Below are 26,715 nucleotides of genomic sequence, written 5' to 3'. Positions count from 1 at the left end.
ACGAGCAACCTATGCACATCAAAGAGCTCGTCCTCGACGGCTTCAAGAGCTTCGGGCGGACCACGCGTATCCCGTTCTACGAGGACTTCACAGTCGTTACGGGGCCGAACGGCTCCGGTAAGTCGAACATCATCGACGGCGTACTGTTCGCGCTCGGGTTAGCCCGGACGCGCGGCATCCGCGCCGAGAAGCTGACTGATCTCATCTACAACCCCGGTCACGCCGACGACAGCGACGGCGGCGGGGGCGGACCCAAAGAGGCCACCGTCACGGTCGTCCTCGACAACGCGGACGGCACGCTGGAGCGTTCGCAAGTCGTCAACGCCGCGGGCAGCGACGACGTCGGCGACGTCTCCGAGATCCGCGTCAAGCGCCGCGTGAAAGAGACAGAGGACAACTACTACTCGTATTACTACCTCAACGGCCGCTCGTGCAACCTCTCGGACATCCAGGACCTCCTCGCGCAGGCGGGCATCACGCCCGAGGGCTACAACGTGGTGATGCAGGGTGACGTCACGGAGATCATCAATATGACACCCCACCAGCGCCGGGGCATCATCGACGAGATCGCCGGCGTCGCCGAGTTCGACGCCAAGAAGGAGGACGCCTTCGAGGAACTCGACGCCGTCGAAGATCGGATCGAGGAGGCCGACCTCCGGATCGAGGAGAAAGAGACCCGGCTCGACCAGCTCGAAGACGAGCGCGAGACGGCGCTGGAATACCAGTCGCTCCGCGAGGAGCGCGAGGAGTACGAGGGCTATCAGAAGGCCGCCGAACTCGAAGACAAGCGCGAGGACCTCGAAGCGACCCGGGAGCGAGCCGAGAGAACCGAATCGAAGCTCGAATCGCACCGCGAGGAACTCGACCGCCGGCAGGGTCGCGTCTCGCGGCTGGAGGACGAACTCGAAGCGCTCACGCGGGAGATCGAACGGAAGGGCGAGGACGAACAGCTCCGGATCAAATCCGAGATCGAGGAGGTCAAAGGCGAGATCGACCGGCTGGAGAACGCCATCGAGGCCGCCGAAGAGCGAATCGACGACGCCGAGAGCGAGCGGCGGAACGCGTTCGTCCAACTCGACCGCAAGCAGGAGGAGATCGACGAACTCGACGCGGAGATCCGCTCTGTCAAAGTCGAGAAGGCCTCCGTGAAGTCCGACATCGGCTCGCTGGAGACGGACCTGGCCGAAGTCCAGGCCGAAATCGACGACGTCGACACCGAGTACGACGAGCTGAAATCCGATCTCGCCGAGAAGAAAGCCCGGCTCGAAGAGCTGAAAACGGAGCAGAACGACCGCCAGCGCGAGAAGGATCGCCTCCTCGACGACACGCGACGACGGGCGACCGAAATCTCCGAGACCGAAGCGGAGATCGAGGACCTCCGCGAGACGCTGCCCGATCTGAAAGCCGAGGTGTCGGACCTCTACTCGGAACTCGACAAGGCCGAGAAGAACGAATCGAAGATCGAGGGCGTCGTCGACGACCTCCAGGCGGAGAAGGCAGAACTGAAAGACGACCTCGACGACGTCGTCGAGGAGATCCAATCGAAGCAATCGGAGTACGCCACGCTTGAGGCCCGCGCGGGCGACGACGGCGACAACTCCTGGCCGCGCGCGGTCACGACGATCCTCAACGCCGGGATGTCGGGTATCCACGGCACCGTCGGCCAATTAGGCGCCGTCGACGGCGAGTACGCGACCGCCTGTGAGACGGCCGCCGGCGGCCGCCTCGCGCACGTCGTCGTCGACGACGACGGGGTCGGCTCTGACGGCATCGACTACCTCAAGTCCCGAAACGCCGGCCGGGCGACGTTCCTGCCGATCACGAAGATGGACGACCGGGGGCTGCCGCGACTCCCGGATCACCCCGGCGTCGTCGACTTCGCCCGCAACCTCGTCGACTACGACGCCGAGTACGAGTCCGTCTTCTCGTACGTGCTGGGCTCGACGCTCGTCGTCGAGGATATGCAGACCGCCCGCGACCTGATGGGCGACTACCGGATGGTGACGCTCGACGGCGACCTCGTCGAGCGCTCCGGCGCGATGACCGGCGGGTCCGGCGGTGGCTCGCGCTACTCCTTCTCGAAGTCCGGCAGCGGCCGGCTCGAACGGCTCGCAGAAGAGATCGAGGAGTTAGAAGACCGGCGTCGGAGCCTACAAGCGGAGATCCGCGAACTCGACGAAGACATCGAGGACGCCCGGAGCCGGGCGGCCGACGCCCGCGAACGCGTCCGCTCGATCGAGTCCGAGATCGAGGGCGCCGAAGCCGACGTCGAGGAGGCCGAACGTGAGATCGACGACCTCGAAGCCGAGATCGAACGCCTCCGCGAGAAGCGCGCCGAGGTCGACGAGGAGATGCGGACGATCGACGCAGAGATCGACGACCTCGAATCCGAAATCGCCGACGTCGAAGCCGAGATCGACGACCTCGAATCCGAACTCGAAGACTCGAAGATCCCCGAACTCACGGCCGAAGCCGACGAGATCCGCGCGTCCATCGACGAGAAAGAAGAGCGAATGGACGACCTCGACGGCCGGCTCAACGAACTCCAGTTAGAGAAGGAGTACGCCGAAGACGCCGTCGCAGACCTCGAAGAGACGATCGAGAACGCCCAAGAGCGGAAGGCCGACGCCCGCGACGTCATCCGCGAGAAAGAGGCCGGAATCGAAGACCGCGAGGAGGCGCTCGAGGCGAAGCGCGAGGCCGTCGAGGCGCTCGAAGAAGAGCTCAAAGAGCTCAAATCGGATCGCTCGGACTTGCAGGCGACGCTTCGGGAAGCAAAGAGCGAGCGCGACGAGAAGCGCGACGACGTCGACCGCGTCGAGTCGAAACTGGACTCGCTCGAAGATAGCGTCGAGCGGTTGTCGTGGGAGATCGACGAGTTGGAGGGGGAAGTCGGCGACTACGACCCCGAGAACATTCCGGACCACGAGGAGGTCGAATCCGAGATCGAGCGGCTTTCATCTGCGATGGAGGCGCTCGAACCGGTGAATATGCTCGCGATCGACGAGTACGACGACGTCGAAGCGGACCTCGACGACCTCCAGGAGCGCCGGGACGTCCTCGTCGACGAACGCGAGGCCATCGAGGAGCGAATCGATCGCTTCGAGGCCCAGAAGAAAGAGACGTTTATGCGGGCGTTCGACGCGATCAACGAGAACTTCACCGAGATCTTCGAGCGCCTCTCCGATGGGACGGGCGAACTCCACCTCGAAGACGCCGAAGATCCGTTCGAGGGCGGATTGACGATGAAAGCCCAGCCGGGCGACAAGCCGATTCAGCGGCTGAACGCGATGTCCGGCGGCGAGAAGTCTCTCACCGCCCTGGCGTTCATCTTCGCCATCCAGCGGCACAATCCGGCGCCGTTCTACGCGCTCGACGAGGTCGACGCCTTCCTCGACGCCGCCAACGCCGAGCGCGTGGGTGAGATGGTCGACGACCTCTCGGCGGACGCTCAGTTCGTCGTCGTCTCGCACCGGTCGGCGCTCCTGGAGCGCTCCGAGCGCGCCATCGGCGTGACGATGCAGGGCGACAACGTCAGCGCCGTCACCGGGATTCAGTTGAGCGACGACGGCGACGAGGAGGAGGCGGAGGTGCCGGCGGATGACTGACTCCGCGGGGTCGGCTCCGGGAACCGGCGCTCTCACCGATGGCCTCCGCGCCGACCGCGGCCCAGAGCGCGACCCGTCGGCCGACGTCGACGACGACGAAGTCGAGCCCGTCGAACTGCTCGTCCAGTTGGCCGAGGAGGGCGAAATCGACCCCTGGGACGTCGACCTCGTCGAGGCGACAGACGCGTTCCTCGAACGCCTCGACGAGACCGATCTGCGGACCTCGGGGCGGGCGCTGTTTTATGCGGCCGTCCTCCTGCGGATGAAGAGCGACGCGCTGCTGGAACCGGACGACGAGGAGCCCGAAGACGAGATCGAGCCGTGGGAGGCCGCACTGGAGAGCGGCGGGCCGATCGCAGACAGCGAGGGCGACGGCGCGGGCGCACCGGGGTTCGATCCGGTCGACGCGCTGGAGGCGGAGATGGACCGGCGTCTCGAACGCAAACAGGCGCGTGGATCGCCAGAGACGCTCGACGAACTCGTCCGCGAACTGCGGGAGGCCGAGCGGCAGTCGTGGTGGAAGCGCCGCCGCGAGTACGACACCTCCGAGTCGCCGCACGGCCACCGCCGCGGGACCCAAACGCTCGATTACCGCTCGGCCGACGAGTTCCGCGAGGCCGACGAGCCGACCGCGGCCGACGTGACCGACACGGCCCACACCGAGGACATCGAGACGTCGATCGCGGCCGTCCAGGAGTCCATCGACGTCCACTACGACAACGGCCGCGAGGAGGTCCTGTTCAAAGAAGTCGCCGACGCCGCCGAGACGCCGGTGACGTCCTACCTCGCGCTGCTCTTTCTCTCGCACCGCGGCGACGTCCGACTCCAGCAGGACGACCTCTTCGGGGACCTCTGGATTCGGAATCCCGACGCGGAGTTCGCGGACCCGGACGCCGACGGCGACGAGGACGTGAGCGGATCGGGAGCCGGCACCAGGACGGACGGCGACACCGACGCGGAAAGCGAAAAAACAGCGGACGAGGCCGTCGCGCCCGCCGCGGACGACGATTGAGGCGCGGTCCGCGTCGGCTGGCGGGTCAGGTCGTTCGTGACCCACAGGAGCCGGCGAGTCGTTCGTGACCTCCCGGGAACTGGCGGGGTCGTTCGAGACGACCGGACTTACTCGACGTACGCGCCGATGAGCGGTTCGAGGTCGTCTTTCGTCGCGTCCGGAATCGCGTCGTCGGGCGTGTTGATCGTGCCGTCGAGCGCCGTGTGGCAGTCGCAGGCGTGGTCTTCGGGGATCGCCTCGATCGCCGCCTCGACGGTCTCTTTGATCGCCGTCTCGTTCTTCGCGGCGTTTTCGAGCACTTCGTCCAGCGTGACCTCGCTGTCTTCCTTCCAGACGTCGTAGTCGGTGACGCCGGTGACGGTGGCGTAGGCCATCTCGGCCTCGCGGGCGAGTTTCGCCTCGGGGATGGTCGTCATCCCAATGACGTCCCAGCCCTGGTCGCGGTAGAACTCGCTCTCGGCGCGCGTGGAGTACTGCGGTCCCTCGATGCAGACGTAGGTGCCGCCGCGGACGACGTCAGCGTCGGTCGTCGATTCGGCGGCGTCCGCGAGGATCTCGTTGAGGTCCCCACAGTACGGATCGGCGAACGGTTGGTGGACGACGACGTCCTCGTCGAAGAACGTCAGGTCGCGGTGTTTCGTCCGGTCGTAGATCTGATCGGGGACCACGAGCGTCTGCGGTGGGAGGTCCTCGCGGAGGCTCCCGACCGCGTTCGAGGCGAGGACGTGCGTGACGCCGAGTTTCTTCAGCGCGAAGACGTTCGCTCGATACGGCAGCGTCGTCGGCGAGCGCTGGTGGTCGGGGCCGTGTCGCGGCACGAACACGACTTCGCGGCCGGTGTCGCCGAACTCACCGACCGTCAGGGGTGCCGAGGGTTTCCCGAACGGCGTGTCGACGTCGACCTCCCGCGTGTCTCGCAGCGGTAGCGCGTCGTAGATTCCGCTCCCGCCGATGAATCCGATAGCCATAGTCGTGGCTTCGAGCGACGGCGCTAAAGCGTGATGGGTCGGCGTCGGTTCGGTGATCGTTCGCACGCGATCGGCGCGGGCCGCAGCGCCGGCGTCACAGCGGCCTCGTAGGAGTATCGTACGTCCCCATAGATGTCTCGCCGGACGGTCGGCGAGAATCTCCGAACAGTGACGATACTCCCTATCAGAGCACCACGCCGCTCTCTAGAACGGCGATGAGGACCGTCAGCGTGAGCACGGAGACCACCGTGGTCGCGAAGATCGCCGTCGAGACGAACTCGGTAACGGGGACACCCGCGACCTCGCCCTCGGCGAACTCGCCGACGAGGATCAGCGGCGTGACCGCCGACGGCATCGCGGATTCGAGGACGAACGTCCGCGCGACGGCGGGATCCGAAAAGCCAACCAGGAGCGCGACGCCGACTGCGATCACCGGCGCGACGACCATCTTCAGGCCGACGACGCCGCTGACAGACGACAGCGTCGATGCGACGTTCGTCCGCGCGAGCTGGATTCCCAAGAGGAGCAGCATCACCGGAATCGCCGAGTCGCCGACGAGTTGGAGCGTCGACATCGCGGTCGAGTCGACCGGCGGGACGACGCCGAGCGCGCGAGCGAGGAGCGCGGCGGCGACGGCGTACACGAGCGGCACGCGGAAGACCTGCCGGACGCCCGCAAAGCGGCTCTCGGCGCTTCCACGTGAGGCGAGGAAGACGCCCACGGTGTAGATGAGCGCGGCCTGCACGGAGAGATAGACGACGGCCGTCGCGCGGCCGGTGTCGCCGAAGGCGAAACTGGAGACGGGGACGCCGTAGTTGCCGGTGTTCGGAAAGGCGATGACGAGCGTCAGCGCCGCCAGCGCCGTCTCCGACGCGCCGAAGAGACGGCCGGCGGCCTCTGCGAGCGCGATCGCGAGAACGTGAAAGACGAGAATCGCGACGGTGATGCGCGCCAGCGTGGACTGTGCGAGCGTCGTCGTCGCGAGGCTATGAAAGACGAGGGCCGGCGCGAGCACGTAGACGACGACGGTGTTGAGCGCGTCCGTCTCGATGTCGCGGACGCGCCCCAGCAGGTATCCGACGCCGCCGACGGCGACGATCGGGAGGATCGCGGTCGCGAAGACGGAGACCAGAGAGACCACGTCAGAGGGCACACGAAGTCGCTATTCAAACGCTTCGGTCGCCGGCGTGACGGGAGCGTCCGTATCGGAGGCTCGGATCCGCCCCGACCGACCCTACGCGCCGATACCTTCGTTGTCGACGAGTCGCCAGGCGTCGGTGTGAGCCGATTCGACGTAGCCGCGCCGCTCCATCTCGGCCATCACTTCGCTCATCCGGTCGGGCTGGGCGATCTCCATCTCGATCCGGTCGACCGAGTGGAACTCCGAGAGGTAATGGCGGATGTCCTCGACCTCGAAGGTCTCCTCGTCGGCCTTCTCCATCACGCCGGAGATGAGGTCGATCATATCCTCGATGAAGTTCCAGGGGTAGACGATCCACGTCCACTCCTCTAAGCGCTCGCCGACGAAGTCGGGCTCGAACTCGCTCGTCTGCAGGAGTTGCAGCGTCGCGGTCCGGACCTCGCCCGCGTCGCGGTCGGTCACGTACTCGTAGGCGCGCTCGATCGACCCGCCGGTGTCGGCGATGTCGTCGATGATGAGCACGTCTTTGCCTTCGACGCTGCCTTTCGGCATCGGGTAGCGCACCTCCGGCTCGTCGGCCTTCTCGGCGGTGCCGACGTAGTGCTCCATCTTCAGGCTCGTCAGATCGTCGAGTCCGAGGAAGTCGCAGATGCACCGACCTGCGAACCAGCCGCCGCGAGCGAGCGCGACGACGACGTCCGGTTCGAAATCGGCGGTCTTCACCTGGTCGCTGACGTCGCGACAGAGCCCGTAGATGTACTCCCAATTAGTGATCGTGCAGTTGAACTGGTCGGGCAGGTCGCCCATAGATTTCGGTCACCGTTCGGTGAAGGGTGCGGCTGGACCCTTAATCTGTTCGTCTGGGCCGGCTTCGGAAGCGTCACGCGAACGGCCAGCCTCAGCTCGTGACCGGGAGTGTGATCGAAACGACCGTGCCACGGGGGTCGTTGTCGGTGATCCGGATCCGCCCGCCGAGTTCGGTCACGACCCAGTTGACAAGCCACAGGCCGAGCCCGCTGCCGTGGAGGAGCGGCGTCTCTTCGCCCTCTTCGAGCACGAGCCGTTCGTTCTCGGGGATCCCCGGCCCGTTATCGGTGACAGTGATCGTCGCGTGGGGATGCGCAGCAGACTCGGAGACGTCGACAGTCAGCCGCACTTTCGGAGTGTCGGCATCGTTGTGCTGGACCGCATTCCGAAGCAGTTCCGTGAGCGCGGTTTCGAGTTCGGCGTTGACGCGGTGCTGCGTCTGCGGGATCTCGACCGATTCATCGACGCCGGCAGTAGTGTCGAGGACGTCCTGCTTTGCCCGCCGGATCACTGTTTCGAGGGACCGGACGACGTTGCGCTCGTTGTCGTCGCTGAACGTGCGTTCGATCTGCTGTACCTGGTCGCTGATCCGGAGGAGTTCGTCCGCCGAATCGATGATCCTCGAGACGGCACCCCCGGCGTCGGTCCCGTGATCGGAGAGCAGGTCGGCGTAGCCGCTGATGATGTTCAACTCGTTGCGGAGGTTGTGTCGGAGCACTCGATAGAGCACCTGGAGCTGTTGTCTGCGCCGCCGTCGCTCCGTGATCTCGGTATTGACCGCGACGAACCGTTCGACGGCTCCGTCGTCGCCGAAGAGAGGTGCGATCGTCTGGTCGATGTACTGGCGCCGGCCGTCTTTGCGGCGGTTGATAACCTCGTTCTCCCATATCTCGCCCGACGTGATCGTCTCCCAGAGGTCGCGGTAGAACCGCCGGTCGTGCTCGCCGGAGCGGAGGATGCGCGGTGTCCGCCCCAACGCTTCCTCTCGACCGTAGCCAGTTGCCTTCTCGAACGCCCGGTTTACGTACTGGATCGTGCCCTCGACGTCGGTGATATAGATCGCGTGTCCGGTGTGTTCGATCGCCTTCTCGAAGAGTTCCGCCTCTTCGCGTGCGCGGATTCCCGTGATCTCGCGACCGATAGCGCGTCCGAGGTTCGCAAGGGTCTCTCGTTCCTCCCCGCCAAAGGCGTCTTCCCGCGAGGTGTAGAGATTGAGGACACCGAACAGTTTGTCGTCGTGCTGGATGGGGACGGCGGCCGTCGCGCGGACATCGAATTCCGATAACGCGTCGTGCCACGGGGTCATCTCTGGATCAGCCGTGGCGCGCTGGGCGGTTTCGACCTCACGAGACCGAAGCGCGCGGCCCGTCGGCCCCTGCCCGGTCGGGGCTTCGCCGGCGGTGATGTCGACCTGATCGAGATACGCCGCCGCGCCGCCACCCGTCGCCCGCGGCACGACCGGATCGCCGCCCGTCTCGAACTGCCGCTCGCCGATCCAGGCGAACTGATAGGACTCGGATTCGGCGAGTCGCCGGCAGACGGTGGCTTCGAGTTCGTCCCGATCGGTCGCCTGAACGACTGCCTCCGTCGTCTCTTGCAGCGTTTGAGTGATTCGGGTGAGTTCTTCGAGCCTGTCTCGCTGGCGTTCGACCGTCCGCTCGCGCTCACGCCGCGCAGTGACATCACGGATGCTCAATACGATGTTCGGATGCGCGTCGGCGTGGCCTTCGAGGACGCTCGCCGAGACCTCAGTCTCGATGACGGTTCCGTCCTTCCGGATACACGAAAGCGCCCCGGTCCGCGCTCGGCCATCCTCGAGTACGCGCTGGACGAACGCCTCGTACGCGTCTTGATCCTCGCGGTGGAGGTCAGCGGACGGCGACAGCGACACCAACTCAGACTCAGCGTAGCCAAGTAGTTCCGTCGCGCGGGGATTGCACTCCGCGATACGGTCGGCCGCTGGGTCGATAATCAAAAGAGCATCGTCGACAGCGGCGAAGATCGTCTCGTAGCGCTCTTTGCTCCGTTCGAGCCGAGTCGTGAGGTCTGCAGAGAGCCGCCGTCGTTCGAGGAGGTTTTCGAGTCGTCGTCGAAACTCCGGGACCTCAAGCGGCGTCGTGATCGTCTCGTCGACGACCGATCGGAGAGCGTCAGTAAGCGTCTCACCGCTGTCGGCCGTCGCGAGCAATACGGGGAAGAATCGCGGACGTTCGCGTTCTTTGCACGCTTCAACCCACTCGTGGTGGCGTGCGAGTGCAGCAGGGTCGACGAGACAGAGGTCGCCATCGACCGCGTCTTCGGGATCGGAGACGACGACGGGGGTGTACGGCGAGTCATCCCGGAGCCACCGTTTGAGGTGTCGTCGATTCTCCTCGTGCTCCAACAGGAGGAGGATTCGCCTGTCGCGCTGCACGGTCGGTGATTGGGGATCGCGCGGGTCGAGGCGGCCGTCAGTCATCGGTACGGGGCGACTCCCACTCGGGCGTGCCCGAGAGGATACCGCGGAGCCCCGTCAGCGGTTCACCGACGGAGAGCCCATCTTCGGTAATCTCGAACTCCCGGAGTGAACGCTCGAAGTTGCTGGTGCGTTTCTTGAGAACTCCGCCGATCTTCCGGAGCGTCCCTTGATGCTCGATGTGCTGGAGAACGACGATGTTGTCCGCGAGATAGCTCAGTTTGGCCCCCGTCGCCGAGAAATCGCCGGTCACAGTGTATGTCTCGTCGACGAGGATGACCGTCACACCCATATTCTTCAGATACCGGCTCAGCGCGTGCAGACGTCTGGTGAGTTCGTCTTCGGGACCGCGGACGGAAACCCGGTAGCCGTCGATACCGTCGATCATCACGATATCGGCGCCTTGCTCTTCGACCTCCTGTCGGACGCGCCCCGCGAACTGTTGCGGTGACAGTTGCAGCGGTTCCATCTCCTCGACGTACAGCGAGCCCTGCTCGCACATCTCCGCCACGGGGACGTCGACCGACTCAGAGCGCTCGTGGAACGTCGCCATATTCTCCTCGAAAAGGTAGATCACTGAACGCTCGCCGCGCGCTGCGGCTTCCTTCATAAAATGCGTCCCGAGGGTGGTCTTGCCGACGCCCGTAGGCCCGCTGATCACCGTGACCGTTCCCCGTTCGATACCGCCGTGAAGCAGTTCGTCGAGACCAGGAACGCCCGAAGAGAGCGGTTCGGCGACGAACTGCTGAGTGTGCTCGTCGGGCTGTAACGCCGGATAGACGACCATTCCTTCGTCCGATATCTCCATCGCGTGCGTTCCGCTCTGGGCCGCCGATCCGCGGAATTTCGGAACCGAGATCGATTGACCCCGATCAGCGTCGCCGAGTTCGATCGTCCCGTCGCTGAGGAACTGCAGGTCCTCGTCGGATGAACTCGCAGTATGTTGAGAGGTGAACAGCACAGTCGCGTCGTCTCGGGTGAGATACTCGAGGAAGCCAATCGCCTGTTTTCGGAACCCGCGGTCGTCGCGGGTCAGATGCCGCAGCCGAGTGATCGGGTCGACGAAAATGCGGTCGGGATCGATCGCTTCGACCGCGTCGGTGACGCTCTCGGCGAACGGCTCCCGTTCGACATCGCTCGCCTCGAAGACAGTGTACGATTTGTCCTCGAAGAACACGTCCGCACTCGGGCTCAGATCCAGGAACTCGACGGCGTCGAGATCGAAATCCAGCGCCGTGGCGTTCTGTTTGATATCTTCGGCGGATTCCTCGAGGTTGATGAACAGCGTCGTCTCGGCTTGTCGGACGCCTTCGAGTAAGAAATGACAGCCAAGAATTGTCTTTCCGGTCCCCGGGTCACCGCGAACAAGATAACTACGACCGGGGATCAGACCACCCTGCAACACCGAGTCGAGTCCGTCGACGCCCGTCGAGAGTCGACGATCAGTCACAGCGTGTCCCCCCACAGCCCGTATGACCGACAGGGGAGCACACGGCACTCGTTGTGTTCCCTGAGACAGCGTCCGGGTTCCCCACTACCATTTGGTTGTGCGTATGGCTGTGTTTACGATAGAAAAATTACTGTGATCATATGTACATATGAACTTTTATTTATATTGGATATTTCCACTCAGCGGCCAGTGTCAGCAGATCGACCATCGAGGAGGCTGCTGAGGAGGTGCCGCTGTGCTGCCCGAAGGCGGTTGTGGAACGACGAGGAAGAAATGTCCATCTTCGCGGCGAGTTCGGTACCGGAAAGCCCCTTCGGAGACTCGAAGTATCCGCCGTAATACGCAAGTTCGATGGTCTCTCGCTGACGGTCGGTGAGTCCGTCGAGGATGGACCCCGAAGAGTGCTCTGAGACGACAGGCGGGTCCTCCGGTTCCGTCACCGCGAGGAGTTCTGCGTCCGGATACGTCGCCGAGACGATGTCGACAGCGCGATGGACGGGCATCGTCGACGGAGTCGTAACACGGATCCGGGCATTGGTTTCGTCTTCGCCGACGATCTGCTGGAGCCGGATGCCGTGCTTGGCTAAGATGGTCGCGATAAACGGGTCTGAGAACGTCACCTGGAACAACACGTGGTCGCCGCCGTCACCGAGCTGTCGGATGGACGTGATTCCAGTCGACTCCACCGCCGTCTGGACAACCCGTTCGGCCGAACCCGCGAGCAGTCGTACGAAGACCGTCGTCTCGCCGCTTTCCTTCTGGTGGAGTCCGTCGAACGAGACAGAACACTGATGTTCCAGTGCGATCCGGATGAGCGGACACGACTGCGAGCGGATCTCGAAGTCGAGTTTTTGGCCCTGCTCCGAGAGAACAGCATCCTCCCACTCCATCATACTCATCATACAGCCCAGGAGTTCACCACACTCTTCGAGTACGGCGGTGGTCCACTCCGACACCGCGCCACGCTCGCTCGCGAAGACCGTGAGGACGCCGTAGAGAACGCCCTGGTACTGGAGCGGGATCGCGACAGCCGATCGAAAGCCACGGCGTACTGCGTCCCGACGCCAGGGTTGGTGTTGGATATCTGTCGCCGTATTCTGGACGACAGTCGTCTCAACGGTGCGAGCTGTCCGAACTGCGGGCTCTGCGACGGTCTCGTCGAGAGTGAACGCGTCAGTGTCGAGGTACCCCTGGTCCTGGCCAGCCCACGCTTCGGGGACGAGTTCGTCGCGTTCTGGACTCAGGCTCCCAACCCACGCGAACGTGAACGGGTCGGTGGTGCTAAAGAGTTCACACGCTTTCTGCTCGAGTTCCGCACGCGTGTCTGCCGTAATAGCGATCCGAACGATCTCACGGATGTCCGCGTTCAGTTGTTCGATCTGCTGGAGCGTCTCTGTCTGCGCTTCGAGTTCGCGGCGCTGTCGTCGCATCTCCTGTTCGCGCTCCGTGCGGGCAAAGACGGCCTCCGCGTTTCGCGAAAGCAGTTCGAGTAGCCGCTGATCCGTGACTTCGAACTCGTCGACAGAGGTGTGGCCGCAGACGATCGCTCCGAAACCATCGATCGGGGCAACGAGGACGCTCCGGATCGGCGTATCCGAGCTTTGGATGCACTCGTCCGTGCGGGCGTCGGCGAGTCGAACCGACTCGCTCGTCAGATATGCCTCACCGATGATACTCTCGCCGAGCGACAGCGGCAAGAGATCACCGAACGCCTCCGGGACGCCGTCCGAGTGCGCGATCGGATGCAGTCGTTCGTCGTCGGGATCGAAGAGATAGACTGCGACGAAGTCCCGATTGATGGTCTCGACCGCCGTCTCGACGATCGACTCCGCGATTTCGACGTCGGTCTCGGCGCGAACCAAGTCGCGCGCGTTCTCGTGGAGTTCTTCGAGCGTCTGCTCGTACCAGACTTGATCGGAGATATCGCGAAAGATACCGTGGATCAGCGTCTCGTCTGTCGGCGCATCGTCTGGCGCCTCGACGGCGGCGACGCTGATCTCCACGGGGACGGTGTCGCCATCCGCATCGACGACGTGGATCTGCTCGCCGTCAGGCCGATACCGCAGCGTACCACCCACTTCGAGGTGTCTCTCGAAGACTTCCTCGTATCGGTCCGATTCATCACCAGGGTGCAATGTCGTTATCTTCTCGCCGATCAGTTCGGATCGCGATCGCCCAGTCAATTGCTCGGCTTTGTCGTTCAGTTCGCGGAGATGTCCCGTCTCGTCGCTCACGAGAATCGGAACCGGTGCGTTTTCGACGAGCGCACGGTAGGGGTCGGCTGCCGCATCGGACTGCAGCGCGCCGTTCGTCGCCCCATCGAGACGACCGACGACGAAGCGCTGCTCCGCCGACTGGATCGTCGATTCCCAGACGAGGAGGTGGGAGCGTCTCTCACCGGCCGCGGAGGCACCGCCGATCACGATCGGTTGCTCGTCGACGCTCGGGTCCTCGGGGTCGCTGGAGTCTGACTCGAGTCGCTCGCGAAACGCCTCTCGAGCGTCTGCACGGCTGTGGGCGGGAACCAGCGCGTCGAACAGATCCGCATCGCGAAGCGTTTCGCTGTCGGTGCTGACGGCGTCACAGAACGTATCGTCGACGTACCTGATGCAGCCATCAGCGTCGACCGTCACGATCCCCGCCGAGAGCGATTCGAGAACCGATTCGAAGAACTGCGCTGACGGCATTCGAACTGCACTCCTTCCCCCTGACTGGTCATTCTATCGGTACGCGTGAGAGTCGCCACCATTCGACAATAATCCGAGGCGCAGGACGAACCACACACGGAGGGATGGGGACTTTTCACCCGCGACCTCGTTCGGGCGGGTATGGATACCCGCCGCACACTGCTCGTAGACGCCTTCGCCGCCGAACCGCTCGCCGGCAACGCGGCCGGCGTCGTCCCGGAGGCGGACGGCCTCACAGCGGATCAGATGCGAGCGATCGCCCGCGAACTCGCCGTCAGCGAGACGGCGTTTCTGCTCCCCTCGGAGACGGCCGACCGCCGAATCCGCTACTTCTCGCCGGAGCAGGAAGTCGACCTCTGCGGGCACGCGACTGTCGCCGCGCACGCACATCTCCGCGAGGCCGGGGCGATAGACGAGGGCGAACACACCATCGAGACGAACGTCGGCGTCCTCGACGTCGAGGTCGAATCTGACGGGAGCATCTGGATGACCCAAGAGATGCCGCGGGTCGAACGCGTCGAGGTCGACTACGAGCGGCTGGGGAACGCGCTCGGAATCGACCCCGCGGCGCTTCGCGATGTCGGCGCGGACGCTCCCGTTGCGGTCGCCTCGACGGGGCTCCCCTTCCTGATCGTTCCGGTGAACTTCCTTCAGAACCTCGGGTCGGCCGATCCAAACGACGGGGCGGTCGAAGCGATCGCCGACGAGCACGACGTCGCTGGCATCTACGCGTTCACCTTCGACGCGCTGGGCGCTGATTCGACGCTGCACGCGCGGGCGTTCGCGCCGTCGGTCGGCATCGCCGAGGATCCGGCGACGGGAACCGCGAGCGGCGCCTGCGGCGCGTACCTGCGCGACGTCGGCGCCTTCGAGGACTTCCCCGAGGAGATGGTCTTCGAGCAGGGGCACTTCGTCGACCGGCCCAGCGAAGTCCGCGTGCGCGTCGCGGGAGACGTTCGCGTGGGCGGGCGCGCGGTGACGTCGCTCGACGGCCGGCTCGCGGTCCCGCCGGCAGAAGAAGACGACATCGTCGAGGCGTGAGCACTCGACGCCGACGGGCGTACCGCAGACCGCGTATTCGGGAGGCGAACCGATCCGAACCAACCTGGATCGGCCGCAGTCTCTATTACAGGATCCGACTCAGCCGATGTACCGCAGGTCGTCGTCGGTCGGCATCCCCTGCTGTTGGCTCTGCATCTCCTGAATCTTCTCTGCGACCTCTTTCATCTCCTCGGCGCGCTCTTCGAGGGAGTCGTAGCCGACCTCGAAGCCGATGACGTCCTCGAGAACTTCGAGAACCACTTGCGCGCTCGTGGGATCGACCAGATAGCCGCTCGTCTCGCCCATCAGGCACGCGGCCGAGAAGTCGCGGCGGCCGCCGAGCCCGAGGAGCAGACCGCTGACGCCGACGATGCCGCCGGCGGGTTCGCCCTCACGGAACTCGACGCCGGCCTCGGCCAGCGCGTCGATGGCGTCGGCGTCGCTGACGGCACCGAGAACGTCCGGCTCCTCGACGAGTTCGCCCGTCGGGACGCCGCCGAGCGCGTAGATCTCGTCGACGCCGAACGACGTCGCGACGTCGAGGAAGGCGTCGGTGACGTGGTAGTGTCCCGAATGTGACTGTGCCTGGTGGTCGCCGGTGAGAACCAGGAGGTCGCGTTCGCCGGCGTCGACCGCGTGGAACTCGGCGCAGGCCAGCGAGGCGACGCCGTCGTCGTCGACGCCGACCTGCGGGGGGAACTCGTCGGAGTAGACGCGGGCGACGAGGTCCGAATCGAACTCCTCCAGTAGGTGCTCTACAGCCAGTTTTCCGACGTGACCGACGCCGGGTAGTCCCTCGACGAGAGCCGGCTCGCGGAGCTCAGGCTCTGCGAGCGTCTCGATTTCGATGTCGTCCATACCCTCACTCGCGGACGCGGCGTTTAAGAGCGCGTCGGTACTCGCCGTAGGCGTCCTCGGGGTCGAACGGCGCGGGCGCGGAGTTTTCCGTCTCGGCGCCGCACTCGGGACAGGTAGAAGAGAGCGTGTAGACCGGGCGCTCGTGGACGTCGCGCCAGGCGGAACACACGCGGATGTCGGATTTCACGAGCGGAAGGTGAGTCGTGGTCGCAGTCGGTCAGTCGGGGGCGTTATTCGTCTTCTTCGTGCCGGTCGCGGTGGTAGTTGGCGGTGCCGCCGTCGGCCTCGATCGACTCGCTGGCCCGGCCGGCCGCCGCCTCGAGGGCGTCCTCGGCCGTCTTGTAGTCCGGCGCGCGGACGCGGATGCGGTACTCCGGCGAGCCGACGTAGGTGACTTCGAGTTCGATCTCCTCGGGGATCTCGTCCTCGTCGCCCTCGGCCGCCTTGAGCGCCTCCTTGATCCGATCGACGCCGTCGCCGGTCGGACACCGGAGGTCGACGTAGCCCGTGACGTTCACGTACGGGACGGAGACGTTCTGGCGTGCGGTGTCGACGATCGCCTCGATCTCGTCGTCGTCGAGGTCGACGTCTTCGAGCGCGCTGGTGCCGTGGATCGCGGCCGACTCGAAACTGTCGTAGAGAGACTCGAACTCCGCCAGCAGCGCGTTCGCGACGGCGCTGTAGCGCTCGTCGTCGACGTCGTCGCCGAACGCGATCTCCATCCAGTTGTCGGCCTTCTGCTCGTTCTTCCACTCCTGGATCTTCTCTTTCCGCTGGTGCTCGTTGACGTCCTTGATCGAGAGATCGATCTGCTGTGAGCTCTCGTCGACGTCGATGACCTTCGCCACGACGGTCTGTCCCTCGCGGACGTGGTCGCGGACGTTCTTGATCCAGCCGCTGGCGACCTCGCTGATGTGACAGAGGCCGCGTTTGTTCTCGTACTCGTCGAGGTCGACGAAGACCCCGAAGTCCGTGATCTCGTCGACTTCGCCGACGACGAGTTCACCGGATTCAGGCCAACCGCTGTACTTCATATATTGGAACCTCCGAGCGGAGACTTACGCCTCGGCCGAGCGTCGCTCGACCGTCTCGATGACTTCGCCGTGGATCTCGGCGTCGCCGCCGGTCGGCGTCGCGAGCGTCGTCCCGCAGACGGCGCAGTTGACGGTCGTGGACGCCTTGCCGAAGACGACCTGTTCGTTGTCACAGTCCGGACACTGAACGCGGTAGAAGTTTCCTGCCATCGTTACTCCTGGAATGTGAGACGGCCTGCGCGCCACCCTTCTCGCATGTGGGCTTTGCCGCAGTCCGAGCAGATGTACTTCAGGTGGGTCTTCTTCGTCGGCTTGTCCCCACCGGGCACTTTCGAGAACTTACCGGCGTTTCCGATCGTCGCTTTTCCGCGGCGGGTCTGCCGCGCGTTCCACTTCATTCCGGTCGACCGGCCCGTTCGGACCTTCTCGACCTCGTGCTCGTGGTGCCCGTCACAGTTCGGGCAGTACGTGTTGAATCGGCGTGGCATCTCCATAGATATCGACCTTGTGCGCTTTTCGATGTGGCCAGTTAAAACCCGTTTGGTTCGGATCGACGCTCGCGACGCCCGCCAGACGGCTTCGGGAGGCCGGTCGCGTGTGAGACAACGACGAGCGGACGCGGAGGGGGAGATCCGCCGCGGTGGCCGCTGAGAGACGTCGGGAGCGCCCCCGAGGCGTCTCCGAAGCGATTAAGCCCCGACTGAGCAAACGTCGTCGTATGAAGAAGGTCATCATCCGCGGGGATCCGGACATCAATCGCGGCGCGACCATCGAGGTCGACGGCGAGGAGGTCGTCTGCTTCTCGATCGACCGCCAAAGCGACTACCACGGTGCCGAACGGCCGCAGCTGTGGTGTACGGTCGGGGCCGAAGACGAGCGCGAGGCCTTCGAGAAACGCGAGTTCGTCCCGCACTTCCTCGACGTCGTCGCCGTCGACGCCGAGGCCGTGAACGTGATTTCCAAACGCGGCGCGTAAGTCGGCTCGATCACGGGTCGATCAGCCGCTCGCCGGCCGATCGGTCGCTGTTTCTGCGGGAGGCGAGAGTGGCTACGCGGCGTCAGACGATTCTCGCTGGAGGTCTCCGAGCGCGACCTCGTAGATCGTCACGTCGCCCGAGCGGTGGACCGCCTCGATGGCTTCGGATCCGAACGATACCGAACCATAGCGCGCGCGTTCGTTGGGTCCGACCCAGATGTACTGTACCTGATACTCGTAGAGGAGCGCCGCCCGCGCCGAGGCGTTGCCGGTGTAGATCGTGTCGACGTCGCGCACGCGGTCGAAGTACGCCTCGCGCCCGCGGTAGCCGATCTCGTGTCGCCAGCCGGCCACGGTCGGCACGCCAGTTAGACTCGACGCGGGGTTTGCGTTCCAACTGTACATCGCGCGCTCGCGGCCGTCAGTCCCGCCGGGATAGGTGGTCGTTCCGGGCGCTTCGAGGATCGTCGGTCGGCCCTCCAGGTCGTCGATCCAGTCGATCGCCGCCGCTTGTTCGGGGTGGTCGGTCTCGACGAACTGCGTGGCGTCGAGCGTCGGTCCGCCAGCGGGGGCACGCTCGACGTGCGCGCCGACCGCGAGCACGCCGTAGACGCTCGTCGAGGTGACGAGGGCGACAGCGAGACCGATCGTGCCGACGCGTCGCCAAGGGATCTGCGACCACAACGTCGATCCAGAGGTGTCGCCGTCGCCACCGCCGTCGCGTGCGGCGTCTCGGTCACCCGTTGCCCACGGCCCGAGCACGAGCCCGGGGAGCGCGACGCCCATCGCGGTGCCCCAGAACGCCCAGATCTGCGCGTACGTCTTGAAGACGGTGTTCATCCGGCCAGGGCCAGCCTGCTCGTTGACGTACACGAGTTCGACGAGGGTGACCAGACCGGCACCCGCGACGACGAGCACGGCCTCGTAGCCGATCGACCGCGACGTGCGGAGGCCGACCCAAGCGACGACGAGGAGCGGCACCGAGACCGCGAGCGCGGCGAAGCCGATCGAGTGGCCGACGTAGCCTGCGGCGAGGAGTCCGGCCGCGAGGAGCCACGGGCGGGCGACGCGCAGGCGCGAGAGGAGGTAGCCGCCGAGGCCGACGACGAACGCGCCGTGGACGAGCAAGAGCGCGCCGAGTCCGCTTCGCATCTCGGGACCGAGGAGTTCGATCGACCGTTCGCCGCCGCCCGTCGCCGTGCCCAGGAGGAAGGGTGCAGCGAGCACGCCGGCGACGACCGCGGCGACGCCAGCGACGACGAGCGAACCGAAGATGCGGCTGCTCTCGGCCGTCGCTGCGGCGGTCGGCCCGTCGCCGTCAGCGGGTGCGATTCGCCCGGAGAAGCGGCGGAGTCGCGAGCGAAGCCCCGCCGTGCCGGGAAGGAGCGTCCACGGATCCGCGGGCGCGAAGGTCACCGCGAGCCACCCGAGCGCGAGCACGCTCGGGAAACTCCAGGTGTTCTGGACCGCCTGCCAGGCCGCGAGCACGGGGACGACGAGGAAGGCGAGCGCGCGCCTGCGACCCCGCTCGCGCGCGGGCGTTCGGTAGTACGCGTAACCGACGGCCGCCGCCAAAAGGAGCGTCGGCGTCCCCATCATATGTGCGTGCAGATCGCCGTTCAGCCACGCGAACAGCGGAAATTCGTTTATCGTCCTGGGGATGACGCGCGAGGCGTTCCAGTAGCTGAACGAGTCCGCTCCGGCGAGGATCCGCTCGGCCGTGTAGTCCGTTCGCGCCGCGACATAGGTGGCCGCCGACCGCCGGAGCGACTCGGGGAGCGCGAGCAGCGCGAACCGACCGGCCGTGACGAGGTTGCTCGCGAGGCCGACAAAGAAGACTGCGACGCCCCCGGCGAGGCGGCGCGGGAGTCCCCGATCGGCGCCGATCGAAGCCGCGAGTTCGAACGCGGCAGTGACGAACGCGGCGTAGAAGCCCGCGAGCGCGAGGTTGTAGGCGAACCGCGGCGGCGTGCCCGTCAGCCACGCGAGCAGCGTCGTCGTCAGGTGGCCGCCGTAGTAGTACTTCACCGGCGCGTTCGCGAACCAGAAGTCCTCCGGCGGGAGGACTGCCGAGCGCTGGAGCGTCTTCAGGAGCCCGAAATCGAGGAACTTCTCGCCGCCGCCGGGGTGGACGGCCGGGTCGAACGCGCGGAGCGCGACGACGAAGACGAAGCCGAGGAGGAAGATAGCCGCCGCGTCGCTCGCGGCGTTGCGGTCGATGTCCACGCCGAGGCGAACCCGACCGTCACGGAGGGCTGTGAGGTCGAGCGCGGCAGTCGCACTCGCGACGAGCAGCGTCAGAGCACCCGCTGCGAGCGCGAGCGGACCCCACGTCAACTGACCGACCCAGTAGGCGGGGACGCTGAGAACGACGAGCGCGGCGGGGACGGCGAGGCCCGCGCCCCGGCCGCTCGCGCGAGGGAGGAGCCTGGCGACGAGCGGGAGACCGAGAGCGAAGAGCGCGGCGTAGAGGACCAGCCAGCGGGCGACGAGGGCGTACTCCATTCTCCGTATCGCACGGACCGAGACGCCGAGACATACGTTTTGTGATGCGCCGGGCGGATACCGGAGGAAGTGACTCTCCGCCGACCGCTAGCGGTTCGTTTTTCACACAGAAGCCGGTATCTGGGGGTGATGACTCGTTCCGTCGGGATCGTCGTCCCCGCCTACCGGCCCGATCCCGAGCGTCTCGGCGCGTATCTCCGTGCGCTCGCGGAGCGACTCGATCCCGCGGTGGTCCGAGTCGAACTCGACGCGCCGCGGTCCAATCCCCGCAGTCAACTCGGCGCCCTCCCCGACTGTGTCGAGATCGCTGCCGTCGACGCCAGACGCGGCAAGGGGGCTGCGATCACGGCTGGGTTCGAGGCGCTCGTCGACTCGGTCGACGTGCTCTCTTTCGCCGACGCCGACGGGAGTACGCCGGCAGCGTCGTTCGCGGCTGTCGTCGACGCCGTCACGTCTGGAGACGCCGACGTCGCGACCGGCTCCCGTCGGCACCCCGACGCCGACGTCGCCTCGCATCAGACGTTCGCCCGTCGCCGCCTCGGCGACGGCTTCGCGTGGCTCGCGCGCCGCTTCCTCGACGAACGGCTCTACGATTACCAGTGCGGCGCGAAGGCGATCACTGCCGATGCCTGGCGCGAGGTCCGCGGACACCTCTACGAGCCCGGCTTCGCCTGGGACATCGAACTCGTCGCCGTCGCAGGCGCGCTGGATCACCGGATCGCGGAGGTCCCGGTGCGCTGGGAGGACCGCCCCGGATCGACCGTCTCGCCCGTCCGAACGACGCTTCGGCTCGGCCGAGCGCTCGTGACGGCGCGACACCGTGCGCGTCTCCTGCGGGAGGACCGGCTGCACGAACTGCTGGACGCGCGCCGCGAGGCCGAGCCGTCGCTGATCGAGCGCCTCGCTGCAACGGACGCCGCAGACGCCGTTGAGGCCGACTGAATGGTCCGCGAGACGGTCGACGCGCTCGCCTCGGGCGTCCGGTTCGGCAAGTTCGTCTCCGTCGGAGCGGTCGGCGCGGTCTTCGATATGACCACCACGACGGCGCTAATCGTCGGTTTCGGGATTCTCGGCGAGTACGCGAAGCTCGTTGGCGCGGAGGTCGCGATCGTCGTGATGTTCGCGATCAACGAGCGCTGGACCTTCTCGGAGCTGGGTGCGTCGGGGCCGCTCCCGACGCTGAGTCGGTTCGTCCGGTCGAACCTCGTCCGCAGCGGCGGTCTCGCCGTCCAGTTTCTGATCGTTCGAGGGCTCCGACAGCTCGATCTGTCGGTCGTCGTCTTCGGCTTCGACCTCTGGCAGTTGATTCCGATCCCGATCGCCATCGCGGGATCGATGTTCCTGAATTACGTCGCAGAGAGCCTGCTCACGTGGCGCGTAACGCGGTCCTGACCGCGAGGGAAATTGCCACACTGCGGGCGAAACACAACCCTTAACCGTAACCCACGGTTTCGTTTCAGTAGCGGGATGGGATAGCCAGGAGATTCCGCCGGGCTCATAACCCGGAGATCGGTAGTTCAAATCTACCTCCCGCTATGGTTCTGCCGAACGTAACACAGCGAGGCGTCGTATCGCCGAGTAACCCCTGCGTTCGGCAGTCATAGCACGAGTAGATTTGAACGAGACTGCGAGGGAGCGCCGCGACCGACGCAGGCGTCGTTCAAATCTACCTCCCGCTATTCTCCAGAGGCTCACCATCGAAGCCACAGCACTTTCGAGCCGATCGCACCGATTCTGAGGGCTGCTCGAACTGGACCACGTCCCGAAGAGTCCGACGTCTCTTTCGCGTGAAACGATATTCATCAACCGAATCTGACAGTACATACTGTCGACAGAACTATGTGAAAATTATCGTCAGCCGGTGGATGCCAACACGATTCACGAACTGCTGTCCGACAGTATCAGAAGTCGATCCGACCGCCCGAGGAGAGGTCGCGCTCCTCGGAGAGGCCGGGTTCGGCGGCGTCCCACTCGTCGTCGGTGAGATAGACCGCGCCGTCGTCGACGGTCACCTCGAAAGTGTCGAGGACCGCACCCTCACACGGACCGAAGTTGCAGTTTCCGCTCTGCTTTTCGAACGTCGCACCGTGTTTCTGACAGACGAGTTCGCCGTTGCGCACCAATGCGCTCGAACCCTTGTCTAATCGGACGTCGCGCCAGTGCGGACAGTAGTTCGTGAAGGCAATGACAGAACCGTCGTCGCGTCGAGTGAGGAGTCCTTCGGTCGTCTCGAATCCGGATTTCGCGGTGAAGACGACCGTCTCGTCCGCGGAGACCTCGTCGGCCGCAGCGATGCGGCGTTCCTCGTCCATAGCCGCGCGTTTGGGGTAGGGCGATTCAAGCGTGACGGTTTGGCGTCGACGCGGTGGGAGACGTGGGCGGAGTCACTCCCGGACGCCGCTGTCGCCCCCGCCATAGTGGTCGCGCTCGACGCGAGCGTCGTAGACGCGCTGGAACAGCGTCGTGAGCGGGCCGCCGCCGACGTCGATGCCGTCGACCGTTTCGACGGGGCGGACCTCCCAGGTCGTGTTCGTCACGAACGCTTCTTCGGCCCCGCGGAGGTCGTCGGGCGTGAACGCACCCTCGCGGACCGGAATGCCTTCGTCGCGGGCGATGTCGAGGACCTCTCTGCGCGCGATCCCCGGGCGGACGGGACCGTCGAGACTCGGCGTGCAGAGCGCCTCGCCGTCGACGAAGAAGAGAGTGGACGTCGCGCCCGCCGCGAGGCGACCGTCGCCGTCGAGCATCACGGCCTCGTCGGCGTCCGAAACGCGGAGTTCGATACGGGCGAGGACGCCGTTCAGGTAGTTGTGCGTCTGCGCTCGCGACGGGAGCGACTCGTCGGGGATGCGACGCGTCCGAACCGTCTGGAGCGTCGCCGGCTCGTCCCAGACGGAGGTCGAATCGACGCCGCCCCGGGGGCGCGGGGTCACTTGGACGACAACCGTCGGGTCGACCGCCGGGTCGGGCGTGAGCGCGTCCGACTGGACCCCACGGGTGACAGAGAGCTTCACAGAGGCGTCTTCGAGGTCGTTCGCCCGCAACGTCTCGTCGACACGCCGTTTCAGCTCCGGGTCCGAGAGGCCGTGATCGAGCGAGAGCGCCTCCGCAGAATCCGCGAGGCGGTCGGCGTGTGCGTCCCAGCGGAACGCGTCGCCGCCGTACGCGCGGAGCGTCTCGAAGATCGCGTCGCCGTACACAAATCCCCGGTCGCGGACGCTCACAGCCGCCGCTTCTGCCGGAACCAGTTCGCCGTCGACGTGGTAGCGGAGGTCGGCCATCCGGTCGGAGATCACGAGAGCGCTAAGACTGCTCGCGAGCGCGCTCGACCCAACCGGAGACGCGCTTCGATGAGACGCCGATATCGTCGGCGACGTCGTCGGCGTCAGCAGCCGCGAGGTCCGCGACAGTCTCGATGTCGACGGTCCCGAGTCGCTCGGCGTAGGCAGGACCGATGCCTTTGAGCGTCTCGACCGGTTCGCTCTCGTCTTCGCCGGTCTCTGCACCGGCGGCTTCGTCGTCCGCTGTCGCGTCCGCTTCGTCCGCTGTCGTATCTGCTTCCACCGCTGTCGCGTCCGCTTCGTCGTCAGCAGACGCAGCGTCGTCATCTTCCGCACTCGCATCCTCGTCTTCGCTCCCGTCTTCGGGCGCTTCCGTCGGCGTGACGGCCTCGGCGGGCTCTTGACCCGTCGCCTCGTCGACGAGCGTCTCGGTCGAGGCCGCAGCGTCGGTGTCTGCCGCGACCGCGTCGTCGGCCGTCTCGATATCCTCGGCGTCGGGGTTGGGGGAGACAGCTTCCTCACCTTCCCCGGCCGTTTCGACGGCCTCTGCGGGCTCTTTGCCGGTCTCATCGTCGAGGAGCGTCTCAGTCGACGCCGCGGCGTCGGTCTCGGCCGCTGCTGGCTCTGCGGTCGCATCCTCGATCGACGTCTCTGAGTCGGCCGTGTCCCCGGGCTCAGTCGCGTCTTCGGATTCGGTCGAGGTCTCGGCGTCGTCGGCGCCTTTGATCGTCGCCTCCGTCGACGCGTCCGCGTCCGTACGTTCCGTCTCGTGTTCGACAGAGACCTGCCCGCCCGCCCGCGTCGATCCCGGCGACGATTCAGACTCGTTCGTGCTCCCGCCGCCGACGAGCGAGCGCAGCGACGACAAGATCGTGTCGAAGATACTCATTACGTTGATGATATGGCCGTCGAGTATTTAAAAACCGTTGCGCCGCGTCGGTGTCACCGAGCGGCTGCCCGGATTGCGGTCGCTATGCGTCCGCCTCGTCCGCACTCGCGTCCGCTGCGTCGGCCTCGTCTGCGGCCTCCTCGTCGCTGTCGGCCGCGTCGTCCGCCGCAGAACTCTCGGCGGCTTCGGCCGCTTCCTGCAGTTGGCTCCGGACCTGCGGCATCGTGCCGGTGAGGTCGCCGACGAGGTCTTCGGCCTCGGCGAGCGACACAAGGAGTTCCTCGACTGACTCGACCTGCGCTTCGATCGCGTCGGGGTCGTCGAAGGCTTCCGCGCGTTGGCCCACGATGAAGGTCTTCTTCGCCTGGCGGAGGTGCTCTTCCGCCTCGCCGACGTCCAGTGCCGAACGGAGCGCGTTGAGAACCCCGAGGACGTTGTCTGCCTCCGCGTCCCACACCGCGTCGGAATCGGGGAGTTCCGCTCGCGCGTCGGCGAGGTGGCTCTCGACCTCCTCGCGCATCTCTGCAGCAGCCTCTCCGAACAGGTCGTCGTCACCGAGTGTGCTCTGGCTACTCATACCATCGGCTTCGACGCGGGAGGGGTTAAAAACACGCCCGAAAGTGAAAGTGAAATCGTGCGGCTGATGCGCGCTCGGGCGCGGTCACTCCTCGACCGCGACGAGTTTCATAAGCGGATAGTCGCCTTCCATCTCCATCCGCGTGCGGACGGTCACGCCCTCGTACTCGATCCGCATCTCGACGTCGACGAAGCGACCGGTCAGCTCCGTGTACTCGGCCGACTGCGCCTCCAACTCTGCGGCGATGCGGTCCGTTCGGACGTCGACGTCGACGTCGACGCAGTACGGCTGGTTCTCGATCGCTTCCTCCATCGCCCGGCCGAGGCTTTCGGCGCTCTGGGGGCTCACGGGCGTGCCCGCGAACTGGTGATAGAGCGTGCCGAACTTGATACCCGCCTCGAAGCACGCGCGCTCTGCATCCGTCCCTGCCTGCCCCGCGTCGGTCATATCCGGTCTCCGTCGCCGTGGGCTAAGGGACTATCGGCTACGGCGACGGATCGGCCCAGTCAGGATGGGCTCCGGGCGGGGCAGCCGACCCCCGAGACGTAGAAAACCGAAGCGAGACCTGTCGGCTCGCCGTCACGGGCGCGAATCGGACGTTTCTTGGCCTCCCTGCCCGGATGGTCGTTCGAATGGACGACCCGGTTCTCCTGACAGGGGCGGGCGGACGCGTCGGGCAGGCCATCCTCCGCCACGTCGGTTCCGAGTTCGACTGGCGACTGCTCGACCGAGAGCCGCTGCCGGACGCGAAGCGTCCCGAGAGCGTCGACGACGACGACGTGTTCGTCGCGGACGTCACCGACGACGAGGCGGTCCACGAGGCGCTCGAAGGCTGCCGCGCCGTGGTCCACCTCGCGGGCGATCCGCGCCCGGAGGCGCCGTGGGAAAGCGTCCTGCAGAACAACATCGACGGGACGCAGACGATGTTCGAGGCGGCCGTCGAGACGGGCGTCGAGAAGTTCGCTTTCGCCTCATCGAATCACGCCGTCGGCGCGTACGAGACGGACGCGCGGACGCCGGAAATGTATCGACCCGAAGACGAGTTCCGCTTGGACGGGACGGAGCTTCCCCGCCCCAGCAACCTCTACGGCGTGAGCAAAGCGACCGGCGAGGTGCTCGGGCGGTACTACCACGACCATCACGACCTCTCGGTCGTCAACGTCCGCATCGGCAACCTCACCGAGGGCCATCCCCCGATCGACTACGAGCGCGGGCAGGCGATGTGGCTCTCCTACCGCGACTGTGCGCACCTCTTCGAGCGCTGTATCCTGGCGGACTACGACTACGAGATCGTCTACGGCATCTCCGACAACGACCGGAAGTACTACTCCATCGAGCGCGCGAAGGAGGTCCTCGACTACGACCCGCAGGACAACTCCGCGGAGTGGCGCGACGACGAACGCGTCGTCGAGAAGTGAGGCACGCT

General features: G+C 65.7%; 24 protein-coding genes and 1 tRNA gene. 8 read left to right on the top strand and 17 right to left on the bottom strand.

The window, feature by feature from the left end:
• Positions 1 to 11: 11 nt before the first annotated feature.
• Both smc and NO362_RS05215 read left to right on the top strand, forming a co-directional pair.
• Positions 12 to 3,608, top strand: coding sequence for a chromosome segregation protein SMC (smc, locus tag NO362_RS05220; protein WP_256546375.1), 3,597 nt, complete (start codon positions 12 to 14; stop codon positions 3,606 to 3,608).
• Positions 3,601 to 4,620, top strand: coding sequence for a segregation and condensation protein A (locus tag NO362_RS05215; protein WP_256546374.1), 1,020 nt, complete (start codon positions 3,601 to 3,603; stop codon positions 4,618 to 4,620). Before smc ends, NO362_RS05215 begins: the two co-directional genes overlap by 8 nt.
• Before the next feature lie 107 nt (positions 4,621 to 4,727).
• Here NO362_RS05215 and mtnP read toward each other — a convergent pair whose 3' ends face one another.
• The 6 genes from mtnP to NO362_RS05185 all read right to left on the bottom strand — a co-directional run bounded on the left by mtnP (position 4,728) and on the right by NO362_RS05185 (position 14,128).
• Positions 4,728 to 5,588: an S-methyl-5'-thioadenosine phosphorylase gene (gene mtnP, locus NO362_RS05210; RefSeq protein ID WP_256546373.1), complete on the bottom strand. Its 861-nt coding sequence runs from the start codon at positions 5,586 to 5,588 to the stop codon at positions 4,728 to 4,730.
• Between the two features lie 184 nt (positions 5,589 to 5,772).
• Positions 5,773 to 6,729, bottom strand: coding sequence for an AEC family transporter (locus tag NO362_RS05205; RefSeq protein WP_121568983.1), 957 nt, complete (start codon positions 6,727 to 6,729; stop codon positions 5,773 to 5,775).
• A 93-nt stretch (positions 6,730 to 6,822) separates the two neighbouring features.
• Positions 6,823 to 7,536 carry a phosphoribosyltransferase gene (locus NO362_RS05200; protein ID WP_121568984.1) on the bottom strand — a complete coding sequence of 238 codons (714 nt, stop codon included), beginning with the start codon at positions 7,534 to 7,536 and terminating at the stop codon, positions 6,823 to 6,825.
• A gap of 91 nt (positions 7,537 to 7,627) precedes the next feature.
• Complete coding sequence (locus NO362_RS05195) at positions 7,628 to 9,994, bottom strand: PAS domain S-box protein (protein WP_256546372.1); 2,367 nt, start codon at positions 9,992 to 9,994, stop codon at positions 7,628 to 7,630.
• Positions 9,987 to 11,441 (bottom strand): DUF7125 family protein, encoded by a 1,455-nt coding sequence (locus NO362_RS05190; RefSeq protein ID WP_256546371.1) that lies wholly within the window; start codon positions 11,439 to 11,441, stop codon positions 9,987 to 9,989. Before NO362_RS05190 ends, NO362_RS05195 begins: the two co-directional genes overlap by 8 nt.
• Before the next feature lie 179 nt (positions 11,442 to 11,620).
• On the bottom strand, positions 11,621 to 14,128 hold the full coding sequence (locus NO362_RS05185; protein ID WP_256546370.1) for a PAS domain S-box protein: 2,508 nt from the start codon (positions 14,126 to 14,128) through the stop codon (positions 11,621 to 11,623).
• Between the two features lie 141 nt (positions 14,129 to 14,269).
• Between NO362_RS05185 and NO362_RS05180 the strand changes: the two genes are divergently transcribed.
• Positions 14,270 to 15,169, top strand: coding sequence for a PhzF family phenazine biosynthesis protein (locus NO362_RS05180; RefSeq protein WP_256546369.1), 900 nt, complete (start codon positions 14,270 to 14,272; stop codon positions 15,167 to 15,169).
• Positions 15,170 to 15,268: 99 nt separating this feature from the next.
• Here the strand turns inward: NO362_RS05180 and NO362_RS05175 are convergent, their stop codons facing one another.
• From NO362_RS05175 to NO362_RS05155, 5 genes are read right to left on the bottom strand one after another with little or no spacing between them, the layout of a single operon-like run.
• Complete coding sequence (locus tag NO362_RS05175) at positions 15,269 to 16,027, bottom strand: proteasome assembly chaperone family protein (protein ID WP_256287759.1); 759 nt, start codon at positions 16,025 to 16,027, stop codon at positions 15,269 to 15,271.
• A 4-nt stretch (positions 16,028 to 16,031) separates the two neighbouring features.
• Positions 16,032 to 16,214, bottom strand: a complete 183-nt coding sequence (locus NO362_RS05170; protein WP_256546368.1) for an RNA-protein complex protein Nop10 — start codon at positions 16,212 to 16,214, stop codon at positions 16,032 to 16,034.
• Positions 16,215 to 16,257: 43 nt separating this feature from the next.
• On the bottom strand, positions 16,258 to 17,061 hold the full coding sequence (locus NO362_RS05165; protein WP_256546367.1) for a translation initiation factor IF-2 subunit alpha: 804 nt from the start codon (positions 17,059 to 17,061) through the stop codon (positions 16,258 to 16,260).
• Between the two features lie 24 nt (positions 17,062 to 17,085).
• On the bottom strand, positions 17,086 to 17,271 hold the full coding sequence (locus NO362_RS05160; protein WP_121558855.1) for a 30S ribosomal protein S27e: 186 nt from the start codon (positions 17,269 to 17,271) through the stop codon (positions 17,086 to 17,088).
• A gap of 2 nt (positions 17,272 to 17,273) precedes the next feature.
• Positions 17,274 to 17,555: a 50S ribosomal protein L44e gene (locus tag NO362_RS05155; protein WP_121568992.1), complete on the bottom strand. Its 282-nt coding sequence runs from the start codon at positions 17,553 to 17,555 to the stop codon at positions 17,274 to 17,276.
• Positions 17,556 to 17,779: 224 nt separating this feature from the next.
• On the opposite strand from NO362_RS05155, the gene NO362_RS05150 reads away from it, so the two are divergent.
• On the top strand, positions 17,780 to 18,037 hold the full coding sequence (locus NO362_RS05150; protein ID WP_121568993.1) for an HAH_0734 family protein: 258 nt from the start codon (positions 17,780 to 17,782) through the stop codon (positions 18,035 to 18,037).
• Between the two features lie 72 nt (positions 18,038 to 18,109).
• On the opposite strand, the gene NO362_RS05145 is transcribed toward NO362_RS05150, so the two are convergent.
• Positions 18,110 to 20,542, bottom strand: coding sequence for a DUF2298 domain-containing protein (locus NO362_RS05145; protein WP_256546366.1), 2,433 nt, complete (start codon positions 20,540 to 20,542; stop codon positions 18,110 to 18,112).
• Positions 20,543 to 20,671: 129 nt separating this feature from the next.
• Between NO362_RS05145 and NO362_RS05140 the strand changes: the two genes are divergently transcribed.
• From NO362_RS05140 to NO362_RS05130, 3 genes are all read left to right on the top strand, one after another.
• On the top strand, positions 20,672 to 21,484 hold the full coding sequence (locus NO362_RS05140; protein ID WP_256546365.1) for a glycosyltransferase family protein: 813 nt from the start codon (positions 20,672 to 20,674) through the stop codon (positions 21,482 to 21,484).
• Positions 21,485 to 21,934, top strand: a complete 450-nt coding sequence (locus NO362_RS05135) for a GtrA family protein (RefSeq protein ID WP_256546364.1) — start codon at positions 21,485 to 21,487, stop codon at positions 21,932 to 21,934.
• A gap of 69 nt (positions 21,935 to 22,003) precedes the next feature.
• Positions 22,004 to 22,078: transfer RNA gene (locus tag NO362_RS05130), tRNA-Met, on the top strand.
• 365 nt (positions 22,079 to 22,443) lie between these two features.
• On the opposite strand, the gene NO362_RS05125 is transcribed toward NO362_RS05130, so the two are convergent.
• The 5 genes from NO362_RS05125 to NO362_RS05105 form a co-directional block, all read right to left on the bottom strand.
• Complete coding sequence (locus tag NO362_RS05125) at positions 22,444 to 22,854, bottom strand: Rieske (2Fe-2S) protein (protein ID WP_256287753.1); 411 nt, start codon at positions 22,852 to 22,854, stop codon at positions 22,444 to 22,446.
• A 72-nt stretch (positions 22,855 to 22,926) separates the two neighbouring features.
• Positions 22,927 to 23,823, bottom strand: coding sequence for an aminotransferase class IV (locus NO362_RS05120; RefSeq protein ID WP_256546363.1), 897 nt, complete (start codon positions 23,821 to 23,823; stop codon positions 22,927 to 22,929).
• 22 nt (positions 23,824 to 23,845) lie between these two features.
• Complete coding sequence (locus NO362_RS05115; RefSeq protein ID WP_256546362.1) at positions 23,846 to 24,712, bottom strand: helix-hairpin-helix domain-containing protein; 867 nt, start codon at positions 24,710 to 24,712, stop codon at positions 23,846 to 23,848.
• An 82-nt stretch (positions 24,713 to 24,794) separates the two neighbouring features.
• Positions 24,795 to 25,289 carry a DUF5790 family protein gene (locus NO362_RS05110; RefSeq protein ID WP_256287750.1) on the bottom strand — a complete coding sequence of 165 codons (495 nt, stop codon included), beginning with the start codon at positions 25,287 to 25,289 and terminating at the stop codon, positions 24,795 to 24,797.
• An 84-nt stretch (positions 25,290 to 25,373) separates the two neighbouring features.
• The gene (locus NO362_RS05105) at positions 25,374 to 25,736 is read right to left on the bottom strand and encodes a dihydroneopterin aldolase family protein (RefSeq protein ID WP_121569001.1); all 363 of its coding nucleotides are present in this window, start codon (positions 25,734 to 25,736) and stop codon (positions 25,374 to 25,376) included.
• A gap of 185 nt (positions 25,737 to 25,921) precedes the next feature.
• Here NO362_RS05105 and azf point away from each other — a divergent pair, with 185 nt between their 5' ends.
• Positions 25,922 to 26,707, top strand: a complete 786-nt coding sequence (gene azf, locus NO362_RS05100) for an NAD-dependent glucose-6-phosphate dehydrogenase (protein ID WP_256546361.1) — start codon at positions 25,922 to 25,924, stop codon at positions 26,705 to 26,707.
• Positions 26,708 to 26,715: the final 8 nt, after the last annotated feature.

Source organism: Halobellus inordinatus (assembly GCF_024498335.1).
Classification (GTDB): domain Archaea; phylum Halobacteriota; class Halobacteria; order Halobacteriales; family Haloferacaceae; genus Haloquadratum; species Haloquadratum inordinatus.
The sequence above is the reverse complement of the archived record's forward strand: the minus strand, read 5'-3'. Positions and strand labels throughout refer to the sequence as shown.